Genomic DNA, 16,223 nt, shown 5'->3' with positions numbered 1-16,223 from the left:
GTTGATCCGCCTTGCGACAGTCGGAAGCCGGACAGTTCCGGACTCGCCGGGACGGGAGCCCGATTTGGCATCCGTTCCGCCGCTCGGCTAGAGTTCTCATCCGTCACCGGGAATGCCCGGGGGCGTGCGGACGTAGCGCAGCTGGTAGCGCATCACCTTGCCAAGGTGAGGGTCGCGGGTTCGAATCCCGTCGTCCGCTCGGAGCTGCCGCCACGCGTGACGGGGGCAACCTCGGTGGGGTGGCCGAGAGGCGAGGCAACGGCCTGCAAAGCCGTGTACGCGGGTTCAAATCCCGTCCCCACCTCGGTAAGAACGGCAAGGGCGATTGGCGCAGTGGGAGCGCGCTTCCTTGACACGGAAGAGGTCACTGGTTCAAACCCAGTATCGCCCACCATAAGAACCAGCAGACAAGGCCCGTTACCGGAGATCCGGTAGCGGGCCTTTCGCGTGTCACCGTACGCCTGTCGCCCGACCCGGGGTTGACGCTGCTTTAGTCAGTGCTGGATAGTCAGTCCTGACTAAAGGAGGTGTGGTGGAGCGACGTCGGAGAGTGCCCAACCCGTTGGCCCTGGCCGTGCTGGCCTGGCTGCTGTGGGAGCCGATGCACCCCTACGAGTTGGGCCGCCGCCTCAAACAGACGGGCAAGGACCGGCACATCCGGTACACCCGCAGCTCGCTCTACATGGTCATCGAGCAACTCGACCGGGCCGGTTTCGTCACCGCGCAGGAGACGGTCCGGGACAGCGCCCGGCCCGAGCGCACGGTCTACGCGATCACCGAAGCGGGCCGACACGAGGTGCACGACTGGCTGCGTTCCCTGCTCGCCCAGCCGCGCGCGGAGTATCCGCACTTCGCCGTGGCGCTGTCACTGCTCAGCCTGCTCCCGCCCGACGAGGCGGTCGAGGTGCTGCGCCGCCGGTCGGCGGCGCTGGCCGGCCGGATCGAGGAGACCCGCACGACCATGGACGAGGCCCGCGCCGACGGCGTCGCGTGGATCTTCCTGGTCGAGGAGCAGTACGCGCTCGCGCTGCTGGAGGCGGAGCGCAGGTTCGTCACCGAGCTGATCGAGTCACTCAAACAGCCGGACTATGCGAAGTCCTGGCAGGAGACCATGGGGGGTCGGGTATGACAGCCGTCCGAACCGCGCTGGTGATCGGCGGCGGGATCGCCGGTCCGGTGACCGCGATGGCGCTGCGTCGCGCCGGCATCGAGGCCACCGTCCACGAGGCGTACCCGGCGGTGACCGAGGGGAGCGGGGTCACCCTGACCCTGGCGCCCAACGGGCTGGCCGCGTTGGACTGTGTCGGTGCGGAACAGGCCGTCGAGGGCGTCGGCCTGCCCATGCGACGGACCGTGGTCACCGACGGTCGCGGGGGCCGCATCGGTGCCTTCCCGCACGTGGCGGTGGAGCCGGTCACCCTCGGGCTGTGGCGCGACGACCTGGCCCGGGTGCTGCGCGAACAGGCCGAGGCCCAGGGCGTGCACTTCGCGTACGACAAGCGGCTCGTCGACGCCGAGCAGAGCGACGACGGGGTGCTCGCCCGATTCGCCGACGGTTCCACCGCCGGCGCCGACCTGCTGGTCGGCGCGGACGGCATCCGCTCCCGGGTGCGTACGCTCATCGACCCGCAGGCACCCGCGCCGCAGGTGCTGCCGCTGCTGAACCTCGGCGGGGCGGCCCGGTACGCGGTGCCCGACGCCGATCCGGAGGCCATGTACTTCGTCTTCGGCACCCGGGCCTTCTTCGGCTACTGGGTGCAGCCCGACGGTCGTACCGCCTGGTTCGCAAACGTCCCGGACCGCCGGCCCACCAGCTACGCCGAGGCGAGCCGCGTTCCGAGGCAGCAGTGGCTGCACCGGCTACGTGAGGCGTTCGCCGACGACGTGCCGGCCCGGCAGGTGCTCGCCCACACCGAACCGGACGACCTGGTGGCGATCGGATCGATCGAGAGCATGCCGTCGGTGCCGCACTGGCACGGCGGTCGGATGGTGCTTGTGGGTGACGCGGTGCACGCGCCGTCACCCAGTTCCGGTCAGGGTGCGTCGCTGGCCGTGGAGAGCGCTGTGCAGTTGGCCCGCTGCCTGCGGGACCACGCCGAACTGCCGGCCGCGTTCGACGCGTACGAGCGGCTGCGTCGCGGGCGGGTGGAGAAGGTCCTCCGGCGGGGCCGGCAGACCACCTCCACCAAGACCGTGGGGCCGGTCGGGAGACGGATGATGCGGCTCATGATGCCGCTGGCGTTGCGGACGTTCCTGAACCCGGAGCGGACCCTCGGCCCGGAGCAGCGCTACCGGATCGACTGGGACGCGCCGGTCACCACGGAACTGGCTGTCGGCTCCGCCTGAGCCGGCGCGTGGCGGTGGCGGCCACCCTCAGGTGACCGCCACCGCCCGCTGCCGGTCACAGTGGCGGTGCGATGTCCCGACGCTCCTCGACCCGGCGGTACTCCACCGGCTCCTCGGTGGTGGTGGCGACCGTCTGCCGACGGCGGCCCCAGACGAGCGTCGTCATGATCAGGCCGAGCACGCCGGCGGCCATCAGGATCCACCCGACCACGTCCAGGTCGAGCCCACCGATGCTGGCGTTGACCGCGAAGGTGAGGATGGCGCCGAGCGCCAACAGAAAGATGCTGGTGCCGATACCCACGACAGCCTCCTTTGTCCGGGGGGTGCGGTGTGCTGTCGAGGAAGGTCTGTACCCGGGGGATGAGCGGCGCAATCACCGGCGTCCCGGGGGGCGGCGCCACAGGCGATCTTGCCGTCGGGTACAGTAGGCCCGTTCCCGGCGCTTGACGGGAGCAGGCGGACGTAGCGCAGCTGGTAGCGCATCACCTTGCCAAGGTGAGGGTCGCGGGTTCGAATCCCGTCGTCCGCTCGCGGTTCGGCCACACCTGCGGGTGTCGCCGGTTCACCACGGGCGATTGGCGCAGTGGGAGCGCGCTTCCTTGACACGGAAGAGGTCACTGGTTCAAACCCAGTATCGCCCACCAGCATTGTGGTACATCGCCGGCAGCGCACACCCGCGCGGGCACCCGAATCAAGCCCGGAAGGTGCGCCGGTAGGTGTCCGGCGGTACGCCCACCGTGCGGTGGAAGTGTCGGCGCAACGTGGTCGCCGTGCCCATGCCGGCGGCCACCGCGATCGTGTCGATGCTGTCATCGGTGCCTTCCAGCAGTTCCTGCGCCCGCCGGATCCGCTGCGTCAGCAGCCACTGCAACGGCGTGGTGCCGGTTGCGGAGCGGAAGTGGCGGGTGAGCTGCCGGGAACTGAGGTTCGCCCGGCGGGCCAGATCCTCGACGGTGAGCGGCTGGTCGAGCCGGTGCATGACCCAGGGGAGCAGCGCGGTCAGCGGATGGCCGTCCTGGGCGGGCACCGGTGTGCTGACGAACTGGGCCTGGCCGCCGGCCCGGTGGGGTGGCACCACCAGGCGACGCGCGACCACGTTGGCGATCGCCGGGCCGTGATCGCGGCGGACCAGGTGCAGGCAGAGGTCCATGGCGGCGGCCTTGCCCGCCGAGGTGAGCACGCGACCGTTGTCGACGTAGAGCACGTCCGGGTCGACAGTCACCCGGGGATAGCGCGCGGCCAGGTCCGTGGTGTGGGCCCAGTGGGTGGTCGCCCGCAGCCCGTCGAGCAGGCCGGCGGCGGCGAGCACGAAGACGCCGGTGCACAGTGAAACCATCCGCGCACCCGACGCGTGGGCGGTGCGTACCGCCGCGACCAGGTCGCCGGGTGGGTCCTCGGTGACGTCTGCCAGGGCGGGCACGATCACCGTGTCGGCCTGCGCCAGCCGGTCGAGGCCGTGGTCCGGCTCCAGCAGAAACCGGCCGACCCGGACCGGGTGTGTGCCGCACACCCGGGCGTCGTACCAGGAGCCGGGCACGGCGTCCGGCGCGGAGCCGAAGACCTCGTAGGCAAGCGCCAGTTCGAAGTGGAGCATGCCGTCGGTGGCGGCGATCGCGACGGAGTGCGGGGCAGCGCTCATGTCGGGAATTGTATGGGTCGTGTCGTTCCAGACACTCGTGCCGCCGGACGAACCCCGACAGAGTGATGCCGGAGATCACTTCGAGCAGGGAGCAGGCATGGGATCGGGTGCAGAGGTGGCGGTGTTCGGCGCGTACGGACACACCGGCCGGTTCGTGGTCGATGAGTTGGGCGAGCGCGGGTACCTGCCGTTACTGGTCGGCCGCGACGAGGAGAAGCTGCGGGCGCTGGCGCGCACCCGACCGGGGCTGGAAGCGCGGCAGGCGTCGGTCGACGACCCGGCCTCCCTCGACCGCGCGTTGCGTGGCGCGACCGCTGTGATCAACTGTGCCGGGCCGTTCGCGTCGACCGCCGCCGCGCTGGTGGCGGCGGCGTTGCGCGCCGGCATCCCGTACGTCGACGTGGCGGCGGAGATCGAGGCGAACCTCGACACCTTCCGGCACTTCGCGGCGCCGGCCCGCGCCGCGGGCATCGTGGTGGTCCCCGCGATGGCCTTCTTCGGCGGACTCGGCGACCTGCTGGTGACCACGGTGATGGACGACTGGCCGGCGGCGGACGAGGTGCACGTCGCCTACGGTCTCAGCAACTGGCGGCCCACCGCCGGAACCCGCGCCTCGGGCTCGGTGTCGGCACAGCGGCGCGGTCACCGCCGGGTTCGCTACACCGGCGGAAAGCTGGAATACCACGACGACGCGCTGCCGACCCTGGAATGGCCCTTCCCGGCACCGCTCGGCCCGCGCCGCGTCATCGGAGACTTCACCATGGCCGACGTCGTCACCGTGCCCAGTCATCTGGCCGTCCCCCGGGTCCGCACCTACATGGCGTCCACGGCGGCGGCGGACCTGTCGGCTGCGGACACTTCGGCTCCGACGGTCGTCGACGGGCGCGGCCGGTCCGGGCAGACCTTCGTCGTCGACGTTCTCGTCCGTGCCGGCGGTACGTCGCGTCGTCTGGCGGCGACCGGTCAGGACATCTACGCGATAAGCGCGCCGCTCGCGGTGGAGGCCGTCGACCGCATCCTCACCGGCCGGACCAGGACCGTCGGTGTCGCGTCGGCGGGTGCGGCCTTCGACGCGCCGGACTTCCTCGCCGCCCTGTCCCCGGACCTGTCGCTGCACGTCCCGCGCGAATCCGCGCCGGCAGACTCCGGGCCGGGTCTGTCCCTGCTGCGGTGAGTGCGCGCCGGACGGGTGCCGTCAGCGCCCGTCCGCGCTGGCCGGCAGGGCGAAACGCCAACCGTCGGTGAGCAGAGCCGGAATGGCCCGGTCGACGGCGTCGACGGTCTGGCTGCGGTCGCCGCCGCCGTCGTGCAGCAGCACCACCGCGCCCGGTGCCACGCCCTCGATCAGGCGTCGCAGCAGCTCGTCGGTGCCGGGTGGCTCCCAGTCCGTCACGGCGAGCCGCCAACCCATCGGTCGCATCCCGAGCGCCGTCGCCACGCTCGGCGTCTGGCCCCAGGCGCCGTACGGCGCCCGGAAGTAGGGAACCCGGGCGTGCGGGACGGCGTGCCGGATGACCGCGTTGGTCTCCAGCAGGTCGGAGGCGATCCGGCCGGCGGTCCAGGAGGCCATGTCGTCGTGGTGCATGCTGTGGTTGCCGAGCGCGTGGCCGTCCGCGGCGATCCGCCGTACCAGGTCGGGGTGCTCGATGACGCGATCGCCCTGCACGAAAAAGACCGCCCGGACATGGTGGGCGGCCAGGATGTCGAGCAGGTGCGGGGTGTGTTCCGGGTGCGGTCCGTCGTCGAAGGTGAGGCACACGGCCCGCTCGGTGCCGATCACCTCGGTGGGCCGTACCGGCGGCGGTCCGGCGCCCGGCCCGGGCGCGGCACGCGGTGGACGCAGGGGCTGCGTGGTGGACGACATCGTTCGGACCTTCCGTTGGGTGGGCCGTGCGGGGCGATTGACGCCCCGCACGGCCCGCTGGTGGTGGATGGCTGGTCCGCCCGCCGTGACGGTCGTCAGCGGCGGGGCTTGGCTGCGATGCGGGGCAGGACGTACGGCGGGCCGGCGAGGATCAGGTCAGACTTGATCTCGTGGTAGGCCAGCTTGGGCTGGTAGTTCTCGTCCATGATGGTGGCCAGACCCTCCGGCGGGTCCTCGAACCACCCCGGCACCCAGGAGTGCTTGTCGCTGAAACCCCAGACGGTGTACGACAGGCAGCTGCGCACGGCCAGGCAGGCCTTCATCAGCACGCTGTGGTTGGCCGCCGACGCCTGCAACCTGGGGTTGATCTCCTCGGAGTTGCCGGCCTGGACAGCCTCGGTCATCTGGCTGCGGACGTCGACCTCGGTGAACGCGGTCGCCACCCCGAGCGAGGTGAACTTCTTCAGCGCCTCGGTCACCTGGAAGGTGCTGAAGTTGCCGTACTGGGTGCCGAGGTGGCCCTGGGCGCCGACACCGTCGATCGGTACGCCCTGGGCGCGCAGCCGCTTGACCATGTCGTAGACGAACTGGGTCTTGTCGTCGGCCGGGTTGCCGGAGCCGAACGCCTCGATGTTGTAGTCGTTGTAGAACAGCAGCGCCTTCGGGTCGGCGGCGCGGGCCCACCGGAACGCGTCAGCGAGGTAGCCGGGGCCGAGGTTCTGCGCCCAGAAGCCCTTGTAGTGCAGGGTCGGCGGGGTGTCCCAGGGGTCGCTCACCGCCTCGTTGACGACGTCCCACTGCCAGATCTTGCCCTTGTAACGCTTGACCACCGTGGTGATGTGCTTGCGCAGCAGGTCGCGCAGCTCCTGCTTGCTGATGGAGCCGTCGGCGACCCCTTCGGTCAGCCACTGCGGCAGCTGGTTGTGCCAGACGAGCACGTGACCCCGTACGCTCTGCCGGTTGCGCTTGGCGAACTCGACGAGCTGGTCGGCCGGGCCCCAGTTGTAGGTGCCGCGGGTGGGTTCGAGGCTCTCCCACTTCATGACGTTCTCGGCGGTGACCGAGACGAACTCGGACGCGGTGATCTCGCGGTACCGCGGGTCGGCGGTGTCGTTGAGGGCGTCCATACTGACAGCGGTGCCGATCTGCAGGCCGTGGCGCATGCCGAGGGCGCCCAGGGTCTGTGCGGTCGGGTCGTACGGTCGACCGGCGGTCGCCGGCACCATGTTCAACGTCGTCACGGTCGCGACGGCGACCGCGCCTACGGTCATCCACCGTCTCAACTTCATCTGCGTTCCTCTCGGTCTTCAATCGACAAATGTCGATCATGAAGTGCAGGTTCCGGGCCGGTGCTGAGCAGGTTGGCAGCGGTGAACGGTGCCGTGGCCGGACCGTCAGATGGTCGCGGAGGGCACCGATATTTTTCCGGATGTCGATCGGTAACTTGGCCGAAACGTTAGGCCCGTCGATGGCCGCAGTCAACCACGAAAACTTCCGGAAGTGGCCCGTGGGCACTGCTGGAACGTCCAGTTTCCAACCGGAAACTTCCGGATCCAGCTCCACTCCCGGGACGCCTGGTCAACCTCCCGACACGCCCGGGAAGCTGGCCGGGCCGGCTCGCTCCCGCGGGTTCCGTGACGGGGTCGAGCCGGCCCGGGGCAAGGGCCCGCCGGCAGCGGGTCGGTCGGCGGACGGCGGCACACCGTCGGCCGACCGGGTCAGTGTTCGAGATAGGTGGCGTGGTCGAAGTCGGCGAAGCGACCGTCACCGCCGATGTCCTGCACCCAGAGGCCGAGCAGGGCGCCGGTGAAGCCCCAGGCCGCCGGCTCGCCGTCGGTGATCCGGGCCGCGTGCTCGTCGGAGAGGATCGTCGCGTCCAGCTCCACCGGCAGTTGCCGCCAGCCGTCCCCCAGGTCGTACGCGAAGCGCAGGGCCGGACCGTCGAAGGTGACCCGCAGGCCCACCCGCAGTCGGCCGCCGGTGTCGACGGTCAGCTGCGGGTACGCGGTGCGGCGACCGCCGTCGCAGCTGAGCAGTTCCAGGACGGACCGGCCATCGTCGGCCCGGGTCAGGTAGAAGTGGTGCCAGTTCTCGGTGTTGTAGTAACCGGTGATGCCCGCCAGGTGCCGGTAGTCGCCCGGGTCGAACTCGACGACGGTCTCCAGCGAGCAGCGGACCGCACCCACGGGCCGCGCCACCAGGCTCGGCGTCTGCTTGCCGACCGGGGACTGGCCACCGTGTACGCGCAGGTGCGACGGGCGGGAACGCATGTCGATCCAGTCGTCCGTCGCCGGCCGGCGCAGCGTCGACCAGCCGGCGCCCAGCCGTGGGCCGTCGAAGTGGTCGGTGGCCGGCTCGTCGGGCCACGGGTGGGCCGGCAGGTCCGGGGCGGGGATCTCGTCGGCCGGAACCCGACCGGAGACGCACGGCCAACCCCCCGGCGACCAGTCGACCTTCTGCAGCGCGGTCTCCCGCCCCAGGACGCAGTTGCCGAGCGGCGTGTACGGCCGGGCCACCAGATGGGCCAGGTACCACTCGCCACGCTGGGTGCGGACCAGACTGCCGTGGCCGGCCTTCTGCAACGTCAGGTCCGGCCGGCCGACCGAGGTGAGCAGCGGTCCGGCCGGGTCCACCTCGTACGGTCCGAACAGGTCCCGCGACCGCGCCACAGTGACCTGGTGTTCCCAGCTGGTGCCGCCCTCGGCGGTGACCAGCCAGTACCAGCCGTCGTGCCGGTAGATGTGCGGTCCCTCGGTCAGCCCGACCTCGGTGCCGGTGAAGATGATCCGGGGTCGGCCGACCAGTTGCCCTCGGGCCGGGTCATACTGCTGAATCTCGATGCCGCCGAAGCGTTCGCGGCCCGGCCGCCAGTCGGCGCTCATCGCCAACAGCCAGGAGGTGCCGTCGTCGTCATGGAACAGCGCGGCGTCGAAGCCGTGCGAGTGCAGCCGCACCGGGTCCGACCACGGTCCCGTGATGGTCGGCGCGGTGGTGAGGAAGTTCTGCACGTCCCAGTACCCGCTGGCGAAGCTGGAGACGTCGCTGTAGACAAGGTGGAACAGTCCGTCGTGGTACGTCAGGTCGGGCGCCCAGATCCCGTTGGAGTCGCCGCAGCCGCGCAGGTCGAGCAGGCGGCGTTCGGTGATGATCCCGCCCAGTTCCCGCCAGTGGACGAGATCCTTCGAGTGGTGCACGCGGACGCCCGGGTACCACTCGAAGGTCGAGGTCGCCAGATAGTAGTCGTCGTCGACCCGGAGGATGGACGGGTCGGGGTGGAAGCCGGTGAGGACGGGGTTGCGGATCGACCGGGCGATAGCCACGTCTGCGATCTCGGTCGACATGTTCGACTCCTTCAGGTCACGATCCCGGTTTTTTCCCGGAAATACTCCGGAAGTGCCAAGATTGCGCTCACGGTATCGGCTTGCGTCGGCTCGCGACACCCCCTTGACCGGCGGCGCAAAGCCGTCGTAACGTGCCGGCCATCACATCGAAAATACCGGTATCGAAGCGAAACTTGCGATCCCGTTTTCATGACCGCCGCTGATCGCGGTGGTGCTCCCTGCGCGCATCACGCCTCCCGAAGGGATGAACCATGACATCGCACCTCTCCCGCCGGTCGTTGCTGGGGCTGGCCGGCGCGGGCGCCGGCGCGCTCCTGCTCGGCGCCTGTGGGGATGGGGACAGCGGCGCTTCCGCGAGCCCGCAGAAGATCAGATGGTGGCACGTCCAGGACGCCGAGCCGATGCTCAGCGTCTGGGCTGATCTGGCACGGCAGTACGAGAACGCGCACAACAACGTCACGGTCGAGGTGCAGCCGCTGGAGGTCGAGGCTTTCAAGACCAAGCTGAACGGCGCGGTCGAGGCGGCGATGCCCCCGGACCTGTTCCAGTCGTGGGGCGGCGGCGCGCTGCAGCAGCAGGTCGAGGCCGGCCTGGTCAAGGACATCACAAGCGAGGTCCAGGGATGGATCGGGCAGTTGCTGCCCGCCTCGTTGCAGCCGTACACGGTGAACGGCAAGATCTACGGAATCCCGTTCGACATCGGCATGGTCGGCTTCTGGTACAACCGGGACCACTTCGCCAAGGCCGGCATCGAGACGCCGCCGAAGACCTGGAGCGAACTGCTGGGGGCGGTAACCAAGCTCAAGGCCGTCAACATCGCCCCGATCGCGCTCGGCGGCAAGGACAAGTGGCCCGGGCACTACTACTGGGCGTACCTGGCGATGCGGATCGGCGGTCTGGAAGCGCTGCAGCGCGCGGCCGAGGACCGCAACTTCAACACTCCGGTCTTCATCGCCGCCGGCGAGCGGCTCCGGGAACTTGTCGACATGGAGCCCTTCCAGAAGGGCTACCTGCGTGCGGAGTACGGCTCCGACACCGGGCAGGCCGCCACGATGGGCAACGAGGACGCCGCCATGGAGCTGATGGGGCAGTGGGCACCGTCGGTGCAGGCGTCCTCCTCGACCAGCAAGCGTGGGCTCGGTGACCGTCTCGCCTTCTTCCCCTTCCCGGCGGTCGAGGATGGCAAGGGCTCGGTCACCGACGCGTTCGGGGGCGGTAACGGCTTCGTGGTCGGCCGCGACGCGCCGGCCGCCACTGTGGACTTCCTGCGGACGCTGCTGCAGGCGCGCAACCAGCGCCGGGCCGCCCAGACCGGTGCGGTGCTGCCCACCAACCAGGCCGCGGCCGGCGGGATCAAGGACCTGAACAACCAGGTCGTGGCGGCCAACCTGGGCATCGCCACCGGCTTCCAGCTCTATCTCGACCAGGCGTACCCGCCGGCGGTGGGTCAGCAGGTCAACGAGAGCGTGGCCCAGCTGATCGCCGGCACGAAGCAGCCGGACCAGATCGTCAAGGACATCACCCGGGTCGCGAAGAAGCAGTAGCGGGCGGCGCTCGGCCCGTGTCGGCGCCGAACGCCAGCTCGTCGGCGCCCCCGCCGGCAGTGCCAAGGGATGAGCGAGAAAGGAAGGGCGCATGGCTGCCAACGACAACCGGACAGTGACCATCGCGGCCATCGCCCGCCTGGCGGGGGTGTCGGTGCCGACGGTGTCCCGGGTGATCAATGGTCGTTCGGATGTGGCTCCGCAGACCCGTGAGCGGGTGGAGGAGTTGCTGACGCGGCATGGTTACCGGCGTCGGCCGCCGAGTATGCGGGCCAGTTCGGGGTTGGTGGACCTGGTCTTCAACGATCTGGACAGCCCGTGGGCGGTGGAGATCATCCGGGGTGTGGAGGATGTGGCGCACGCCGCGGGGGTGGGCACCGTGGTGTCGGCCATCCACCGGCGCTCCTCCTCGGCCAAACAGTGGCTGGACAACATCCGGACCCGGTCGACGGAGGGGGTCATCTTCGTGACCTCCACCCTCGAACCGCCGCAGCAGGCGGAGTTGCGCCGGTTGAACATCCCGGCCGTGATCGTCGATCCGGCCGGGGTGCCGGCTCAGGACGCGCCGACCATCGGCGCCACGAACTGGGCGGGCAGCCTCCGGGCGACGGAGTATCTGATCGGGCTGGGGCACCGGCGGATCGGGTTCATCGCCGGGCCGCCGCAGTTGATGTGCAGCCGGGCCCGGATGGACGGCTACCGGGCGGCCCTGGAAGCCGCCGGGATCCCGATCGACGACCGGTTGATCCAGGCGGGCAACTTCTACCACGAGGCCGGGTTCTCCGGTGGGGTGCGGTTGCTGGGGCTCACCGAGCCGCCGACCGCGATCTTCGCGTCAAGTGACCAGATGGCGTTGGGTGTGTACGAGGCGGTCCGGCAGCGGGGGCTGCGGATGCCTGACGACATCAGCGTGGTGGGCTTCGACGACCTGCCCGAGGTGCGGTGGTGCTCGCCGCCGTTGACCACGGTGCGGCAGCCGCTGGCCGAGATGGGCATGCTGGCGGCCCGGACGGTGTTGCGGCTGGCCCGAGGTGAGAAGGTGGAGAGCCCTCGGGTGGAGCTCGCCACCGAACTTGTCATCCGGGACAGCGCGGCCGCGCCGCAGGCAGATCGCGGGTCGTCGGAGTGAACTGCGCCAACTACCGATAGTCGAGTGAAATTTCCGGCACTAGGGTGTGGGCGGGCGGCTGGTTGCCCGCCCCGGCCGCCCCGGGCACGGTGCGGGCTGTCGCCGTACCGGTTGGTTGGGGAGTGCCGTGGTTGCCAGAGACACCCGGAAGATCACAATTTCCGCGATAGCGGACCTGGCGGGCGTGTCGGTGCCGACGGTGTCCCGGGTGATCAATGGTCGTTCGGATGTGGCTCCGCAGACCCGTGAGCGGGTGGAGGAGTTGCTGACGCGGCATGGTTACCGGCGTCGGCCGCCGAGTATGCGGGCCAGTTCGGGGTTGGTGGACCTGGTCTTCAACGATCTGGACAGCCCGTGGGCGGTGGAGATCATCCGGGGTGTGGAGGATGTGGCGCACGCCGCGGGGGTGGGCACCGTGGTGTCGGCCATCCACCGGCAGACCTCCTCCGCGGAGCAGTGGCTCGACGGCATGCGTCGCCGGGGCACCGAAGGCGTGATCTTCGTGACCTCGATGGTCGAGCCGCCCCTGCAGGCCGAGCTGCGCCGGTTGAGCATCCCGGTGGTGATCGTCGACGCCGACGGACTACCCGCCCGGGAGGCGACGACGATCGGTGCCACCAACTGGGCCGGGGGCCTGCGGGCGACGGAGTATCTGATCGGGCTGGGGCACCGGCGGATCGGGTTCATCGCCGGTCCGCCGCAGTTGATGTGCAGCCGGGCCCGGATGGACGGCTACCGGGCCGCTCTGGAAGCCGCCGGGGTGTCCTTCGACGAGGACCTGGTCTGCCCGGGCGACTTCTACCACGAGGCCGGCTTCAACGGCGGGGTGCGGTTGCTGGGGCTGCCCCAGCCGCCGACCGCGATCTTCGCGTCGAGTGACCAGATGGCGTTGGGCGTGTACGAGGCGGTCCGCCAGGCTGGCCTGCGCGTACCCGACGACATCAGCGTGGTGGGCTTCGACGACCTGCCCGAGGTGCGGTGGTGCTCGCCGCCGTTGACCACGGTGCGGCAGCCGCTGGCCGAGATGGGCATGCTGGCGGCCCGGACGGTGTTGCGGCTGGCCCGAGGCGAGCAGGTGGAGAGCCCCCGGGTGGAACTGGCCACCGAACTCGTCATCCGGGACAGCGCCGCCCCGGCCTGACCAAGGTATCGATATTTTTCCGGAAGTTGTTGACGCCGCATCCGGTGGGGCCGACGATAAGACTCGCCGTCCTTTCACCAAGGAACTGGCTGGTGGTGCCCGCCGTGCCCGCGGCACCGCCCAGCCGTGCCCGGCGGACGCCCACGCCGCCCGCCGGGCACGGCACCTACCCTTCGACCAGCCCGACCACAGGCCGTGACGGCTTCTGCTGTTGGCAGATCCGCTGACGGTGAACGGGCCGTCCCGAAGCCACCGGCACCATGCAGGGTGGGGAACATGAAGCTCCTCATGCTTGGCGGAACGGGATTCGTGGGTGGGGCGGTCGTCGCCGAGGCGGTCCACCGGGGCTGGGCGGTGACCACGTTCAACCGGGGGCGGCACGGGGCGCCCCCGGCTGACGTGCGGCGACTGGTGGGCGACCGCACGACCGCCAACGGGTTGGCCGCGCTCGCCGACGGGGAGTGGGATCTCGTCGTCGACACCTGGGACGGCGCGCCCAGCGCGGCGCAGGCGGCGGCGCGGATGCTGGCCGAGCGGATCGGACGCTACGTCTACGTCTCCAGCGGCTCCGTCTACGCCCAGCCGGTGCCGGCCGGCGTGACCGAGCAGGCTCCGCTTGTCGACGCCGCGCCGGACGTCAACGACGGTGACTACCCGACCCTCAAAGCTTGTGCCGAGCGGGCGCTACGCGCGGTCCTCGGCGATCGGGTGCTGCTCGCCCGGGCCGGTCTGATCCTCGGTCCCGGTGAGGACATCGGCCGACTGCCATGGTGGCTGCGCCGCGTGGCCCGGGGTGGTGACGTGCTCGCGCCCGGCCCCGTCGACCTGCCCGTGCAGTACGTCGACGCCCGCGACCTGGCGATCTTCCTCCTGGACGCCGCGGTCGCCGGCCGGGGTGGGGCGGTGAACGTGGTGAGTCGCCCCGGCCACACCACCATGGGGGAGCTGCTCGGCACCTGCGTCACGGCCACCGGAGCTGACGTCCGGCTACGCTGGGCCGACCCGGAGCAACTGCTCGCCGCAGGCGTGGAACCGTGGAACGATCTGCCGATCTGGGTCCCGTCGGGGCACGACTACCGGTGGATGCAGCAGATGGACGTCACCCGTGCGTACGCTGACGGGCTCAGCTGCCGCCCGGTGGCCGAGACCGTCGCCGACACCTGGGCGTGGTTGCGTCGGGTGGGCTCGGTGCCGGGGCGTGCCGGCCGGCCGGCCCGGGAGCCGGTCGGGCTGCACCCGGCCCGGGAGGCCCACCTGCTCGCGGCCCTGACCACTCACCACACGCCCCAGGTGTCACCCCGCTGACGGCCGGGCACCTCAGGCGAGGTGCACCGGCAGGTCCAGCACCTCGTCCACCGAGCGGCGGGGGGTGGGCTGGCCAGGCTGGCCGTACCCGATCCGCATCACCATCTGCGGCGTGCCGAACCGTCCCAGCGAGAGCCGGAGCTGCTCGCGGGCCGACGGCACCTCGATCGGTTGAGACAGCATCGACACGGACAGCCCGGCGTCGGTGGCGGTCAACAGCACCCGCTGCAACGCCTGGCCCGCGACCACCTGGTCGACAGCGGTGTTGCCGGCGGAGCCGAGCACCGCCACGAGCGGCTCCGGCTCGAAGTCGCGCCCGGGTGCCCGCTGGATGCCGCCGAAGCCGCGCGACGGGAGCAGGTCCTGCGGCTCGGCCTGGGGGCCGCCGGCGGTGGCCGGTACGCCGTCCGGCTCGTGTCCGGGGCGTACCCACGACTCGCGCTCCGCCCGGTAGGCGGGGTCGCGTTCGAGGACCCGGTGTGCGCCGCGCGCGATCTCGGCGAACGCGTTGACGGCGCTCACCCCGATCAGCAGCTCCAGCCAGCAGTGCTCGGCACGCGCCGCCTCAGCCAGCCGCCAGCGGGAGTCGGCCGGGACCGGGTCGGGCCAGAACGGGGCACGGTTGCTGAACCGGCGTGGAATGGCCGCGTAGAGGTTCTGCTCGGTGGGGCTGGGGCGACGCGGCAGGTCCGGTACCAGCCGGGCCAGCACGTCCGGTTCCGACGGGTACGGGCGCAGCCGTACCGTCGCCGGAGCACCGGCCACCGCCAGGGCGAGGCGCAGGTTGAACAGGGCCGCGCCGCCGGCGACGCGGGCACCCCAGCCGCTCGGGTCGGTGGCGGGCAGCCGCCGGGCCGGGTCGACACGTACCTCTATCCCGCCGACGCGCAGCCGGAACCGCCACGGCTGGACATTGTGCAGCGACGGTGCACGGACCGCGTCGGTGGCGGCGGCCCGTAGTTGTTCGACGGTGTAGCCGGTTTCCATAGTCGGGCCCCCTCGCGTTCGCCTGGTACACCCCCCACGGTGCGCCCCACCCACCCCCACCCAGCAGGGCCACACGTCCCAAACTCCCAGGCCCCCCGCCCCACCCCGCCCCCCACCGAAGCGTTGATCATGAAGTTGTTGTCGCGCCACGCCGGACCCAACGACAACAACTTCATGATCAACGGAGGTGGAGGGGTGGGGGAGCGGGGTGGGGGTGGGGTGGGGTGGGGGAGAGGGGACCTTTGGCCCGTGTGGGGGTGGGTGGGAGCGGGTAGAAAGGGGGGATGATCCGGGTGTTCCTGCTTGATGACCATGAGGTTGTCCGTCGTGGTCTCGCCGACCTGCTGCACGCCAGTGGCGACATCGAGGTGGTCGGTGAGTCCGGTTCCGCACCGGAGGCGGCCCGCCGGATTCCGGCGCTGCGGCCCGACGTGGCGATCCTCGACGCCCGGCTGCCCGACGGCAACGGCATCGACGTGTGCCGGGACGTGCGGGCCGTCGACTCGTCGATCAAGGGGCTGATCCTCACCTCGTACGAGGACGACGAGGCGCTGTTCGCGGCGATCATGGCCGGTGCCTCCGGGTACGTGCTCAAGCAGATCCGTGGCACCGACCTCGTCGACGCGGTGCGTCGGGTGGCGGCCGGCCAGTCGCTGCTCGATCCGGCGATCACCACCCGGGTGCTGGACCGCATCCGCAGCGGCGTGGAGCAACCCCGCGAGTTGCAGTCCCTCACCGAGCAGGAGCGGCGCATCCTGGAGTACGTCGCCGAGGGGCTTACCAACCGGGAGATCGCCAGCAAGATGTTCCTGGCCGAGAAGACGGTGAAGAACTACGTTTCCAGCGTGCTGGCCAAACTCGGTCTGGAACGGCGTACCCAGGCCGCGGTGCTGGCCACCCGCCTGCTCGGCAAGACCCACTGACCTA

14 protein-coding genes and 5 tRNA genes are annotated in these 16,223 nt (G+C 70.7%); 13 read left to right on the top strand and 6 right to left on the bottom strand.

Features of this window, described 5'->3' with window-relative positions:
* The first annotated feature begins 126 nt into the window (after positions 1 to 126).
* The 5 genes from CLT74_RS13830 to CLT74_RS13810 all read left to right on the top strand — a co-directional run bounded on the left by CLT74_RS13830 (position 127) and on the right by CLT74_RS13810 (position 2,346).
* A tRNA-Gly gene (locus tag CLT74_RS13830) sits at positions 127 to 199 on the top strand.
* A 34-nt stretch (positions 200 to 233) separates the two neighbouring features.
* A tRNA-Cys gene (locus tag CLT74_RS13825) sits at positions 234 to 304 on the top strand.
* A 15-nt stretch (positions 305 to 319) separates the two neighbouring features.
* Positions 320 to 394: transfer RNA gene (locus tag CLT74_RS13820), tRNA-Val, on the top strand.
* 138 nt (positions 395 to 532) lie between these two features.
* Positions 533 to 1,129: a PadR family transcriptional regulator gene (locus CLT74_RS13815; RefSeq protein WP_099851955.1), complete on the top strand. Its 597-nt coding sequence runs from the start codon at positions 533 to 535 to the stop codon at positions 1,127 to 1,129.
* Positions 1,126 to 2,346 carry an FAD-dependent monooxygenase gene (locus tag CLT74_RS13810; protein WP_099846911.1) on the top strand — a complete coding sequence of 407 codons (1,221 nt, stop codon included), beginning with the start codon at positions 1,126 to 1,128 and terminating at the stop codon, positions 2,344 to 2,346. Before CLT74_RS13815 ends, CLT74_RS13810 begins: the two co-directional genes overlap by 4 nt.
* Positions 2,347 to 2,401: 55 nt before the next feature.
* Here the strand turns inward: CLT74_RS13810 and CLT74_RS13805 are convergent, their stop codons facing one another.
* Positions 2,402 to 2,647, bottom strand: a complete 246-nt coding sequence (locus CLT74_RS13805) for a DUF6458 family protein (RefSeq protein ID WP_099846910.1) — start codon at positions 2,645 to 2,647, stop codon at positions 2,402 to 2,404.
* A gap of 155 nt (positions 2,648 to 2,802) precedes the next feature.
* Here CLT74_RS13805 and CLT74_RS13800 point away from each other — a divergent pair.
* Together CLT74_RS13800 and CLT74_RS13795 are read left to right on the top strand one after the other, a co-directional pair.
* Positions 2,803 to 2,875: transfer RNA gene (locus CLT74_RS13800), tRNA-Gly, on the top strand.
* Positions 2,876 to 2,915: 40 nt separating this feature from the next.
* Positions 2,916 to 2,990, top strand: a tRNA-Val gene (locus tag CLT74_RS13795).
* 47 nt (positions 2,991 to 3,037) lie between these two features.
* Here the strand turns inward: CLT74_RS13795 and CLT74_RS13790 are convergent.
* A complete protein-coding gene (locus CLT74_RS13790; RefSeq protein WP_099846909.1) occupies positions 3,038 to 3,985 on the bottom strand; it encodes a helix-turn-helix domain-containing protein in 948 nt (315 codons plus the stop codon).
* Between the two features lie 97 nt (positions 3,986 to 4,082).
* Between CLT74_RS13790 and CLT74_RS13785 the strand changes: the two genes are divergently transcribed.
* Positions 4,083 to 5,159: a saccharopine dehydrogenase NADP-binding domain-containing protein gene (locus CLT74_RS13785; protein ID WP_099846908.1), complete on the top strand. Its 1,077-nt coding sequence runs from the start codon at positions 4,083 to 4,085 to the stop codon at positions 5,157 to 5,159.
* A 21-nt stretch (positions 5,160 to 5,180) separates the two neighbouring features.
* Here CLT74_RS13785 and CLT74_RS13780 read toward each other — a convergent pair whose 3' ends face one another.
* The 3 genes from CLT74_RS13780 to CLT74_RS13770 form a co-directional block, all read right to left on the bottom strand.
* A complete protein-coding gene (locus CLT74_RS13780; protein WP_099846907.1) occupies positions 5,181 to 5,849 on the bottom strand; it encodes a polysaccharide deacetylase family protein in 669 nt (222 codons plus the stop codon).
* 95 nt (positions 5,850 to 5,944) lie between these two features.
* Positions 5,945 to 7,138 carry a glycoside hydrolase family 10 protein gene (locus tag CLT74_RS13775; protein WP_099846906.1) on the bottom strand — a complete coding sequence of 398 codons (1,194 nt, stop codon included), beginning with the start codon at positions 7,136 to 7,138 and terminating at the stop codon, positions 5,945 to 5,947.
* 429 nt (positions 7,139 to 7,567) lie between these two features.
* Positions 7,568 to 9,190 (bottom strand): glycoside hydrolase family 43 protein, encoded by a 1,623-nt coding sequence (locus CLT74_RS13770; RefSeq protein WP_099846905.1) that lies wholly within the window; start codon positions 9,188 to 9,190, stop codon positions 7,568 to 7,570.
* A gap of 251 nt (positions 9,191 to 9,441) precedes the next feature.
* Here CLT74_RS13770 and CLT74_RS13765 point away from each other — a divergent pair, with 251 nt between their 5' ends.
* The 4 genes from CLT74_RS13765 to CLT74_RS13750 all read left to right on the top strand — a co-directional run bounded on the left by CLT74_RS13765 (position 9,442) and on the right by CLT74_RS13750 (position 14,309).
* Positions 9,442 to 10,734 (top strand): extracellular solute-binding protein, encoded by a 1,293-nt coding sequence (locus CLT74_RS13765; RefSeq protein ID WP_099846904.1) that lies wholly within the window; start codon positions 9,442 to 9,444, stop codon positions 10,732 to 10,734.
* Positions 10,735 to 10,825: 91 nt separating this feature from the next.
* Positions 10,826 to 11,863: a LacI family DNA-binding transcriptional regulator gene (locus CLT74_RS13760; protein ID WP_099846903.1), complete on the top strand. Its 1,038-nt coding sequence runs from the start codon at positions 10,826 to 10,828 to the stop codon at positions 11,861 to 11,863.
* A 127-nt stretch (positions 11,864 to 11,990) separates the two neighbouring features.
* Positions 11,991 to 13,004, top strand: coding sequence for a LacI family DNA-binding transcriptional regulator (locus CLT74_RS13755; RefSeq protein ID WP_099846902.1), 1,014 nt, complete (start codon positions 11,991 to 11,993; stop codon positions 13,002 to 13,004).
* A 276-nt stretch (positions 13,005 to 13,280) separates the two neighbouring features.
* The gene (locus tag CLT74_RS13750) at positions 13,281 to 14,309 is read left to right on the top strand and encodes an NAD-dependent epimerase/dehydratase family protein (protein WP_099846901.1); all 1,029 of its coding nucleotides are present in this window, start codon (positions 13,281 to 13,283) and stop codon (positions 14,307 to 14,309) included.
* Positions 14,310 to 14,321: 12 nt separating this feature from the next.
* Here CLT74_RS13750 and CLT74_RS13745 read toward each other — a convergent pair whose 3' ends face one another.
* The gene (locus CLT74_RS13745) at positions 14,322 to 15,296 is read right to left on the bottom strand and encodes an Acg family FMN-binding oxidoreductase (protein WP_099846900.1); all 975 of its coding nucleotides are present in this window, start codon (positions 15,294 to 15,296) and stop codon (positions 14,322 to 14,324) included.
* A 284-nt stretch (positions 15,297 to 15,580) separates the two neighbouring features.
* Here CLT74_RS13745 and CLT74_RS13740 point away from each other — a divergent pair, with 284 nt between their 5' ends.
* A complete protein-coding gene (locus CLT74_RS13740) occupies positions 15,581 to 16,219 on the top strand; it encodes a response regulator (protein ID WP_099846899.1) in 639 nt (212 codons plus the stop codon).
* Positions 16,220 to 16,223 lie beyond the last annotated feature (4 nt).

It is taken from the genome of Verrucosispora sp. CNZ293 (genome assembly GCF_002754655.1).
Note: the sequence above shows the minus strand (reverse complement) of the source record. Positions and strands in the feature narration are given on the sequence as shown.

What these genes read in the sequence shown, in the direction of transcription:
- CLT74_RS13790 (WP_099846909.1), bottom strand. Translation starts at nt 3,985, where the DNA reads ATGAGCGCTGCCCCGCACTCCGTCGCGATCGCCGCCACCGACGGCATG.
- CLT74_RS13785 (WP_099846908.1), top strand. Translation starts at nt 4,083, where the DNA reads ATGGGATCGGGTGCAGAGGTGGCGGTGTTCGGCGCGTACGGACACACC.
- CLT74_RS13750 (WP_099846901.1), top strand. Translation starts at nt 13,281, where the DNA reads ATGAAGCTCCTCATGCTTGGCGGAACGGGATTCGTGGGTGGGGCGGTC.
- CLT74_RS13770 (WP_099846905.1), bottom strand. Translation starts at nt 9,190, where the DNA reads ATGTCGACCGAGATCGCAGACGTGGCTATCGCCCGGTCGATCCGCAAC.
- CLT74_RS13775 (WP_099846906.1), bottom strand. Translation starts at nt 7,138, where the DNA reads ATGAAGTTGAGACGGTGGATGACCGTAGGCGCGGTCGCCGTCGCGACC.
- CLT74_RS13740 (WP_099846899.1), top strand. Translation starts at nt 15,581, where the DNA reads ATGATCCGGGTGTTCCTGCTTGATGACCATGAGGTTGTCCGTCGTGGT.
- CLT74_RS13810 (WP_099846911.1), top strand. Translation starts at nt 1,126, where the DNA reads ATGACAGCCGTCCGAACCGCGCTGGTGATCGGCGGCGGGATCGCCGGT.
- CLT74_RS13780 (WP_099846907.1), bottom strand. Translation starts at nt 5,849, where the DNA reads ATGTCGTCCACCACGCAGCCCCTGCGTCCACCGCGTGCCGCGCCCGGG.
- CLT74_RS13745 (WP_099846900.1), bottom strand. Translation starts at nt 15,296, where the DNA reads ATGGAAACCGGCTACACCGTCGAACAACTACGGGCCGCCGCCACCGAC.
- CLT74_RS13760 (WP_099846903.1), top strand. Translation starts at nt 10,826, where the DNA reads ATGGCTGCCAACGACAACCGGACAGTGACCATCGCGGCCATCGCCCGC.
- CLT74_RS13765 (WP_099846904.1), top strand. Translation starts at nt 9,442, where the DNA reads ATGACATCGCACCTCTCCCGCCGGTCGTTGCTGGGGCTGGCCGGCGCG.